The following is a 249-nucleotide window of genomic DNA, read 5'->3' on the forward strand; positions in this document are numbered from 1 at the left end:
CCGCTTCGGCAAACTCCGTTTCGCTCAAAGCGAGATTGTCTTCGAAATCGCTTTCGCTCCGCGTCACCGTGCGACGGGGAAAGACCACGTGAGGCACATCCAAAAGCCTCTGCCGCGCATAGTCGATCAGACTGTCCTTGCCGGCCCCGCTCGGACCGACGACCAGCACCAAGGTGCCGAGGTGAAAAGGCTGTGGATCATTCACGCGACGCGACGCCCCTGGCGCCAGACTGACCGCACCACCGGCAC

1 pseudogene is annotated in these 249 nt (G+C 62.7%); it reads right to left on the bottom strand.

What is annotated here, in order from left to right:
- A pseudogene (locus CH341_RS33070) lies at window positions 1–205 on the bottom strand (phosphonate metabolism protein/1,5-bisphosphokinase (PRPP-forming) PhnN); the annotation flags it as partial.
- Window positions 206–249 lie beyond the last annotated feature (44 nt).

Origin of the sequence: Rhodoplanes roseus, assembly GCF_003258865.1 — a bacterium.
GTDB classification, from domain to species: domain Bacteria; phylum Pseudomonadota; class Alphaproteobacteria; order Rhizobiales; family Xanthobacteraceae; genus Rhodoplanes; species Rhodoplanes roseus.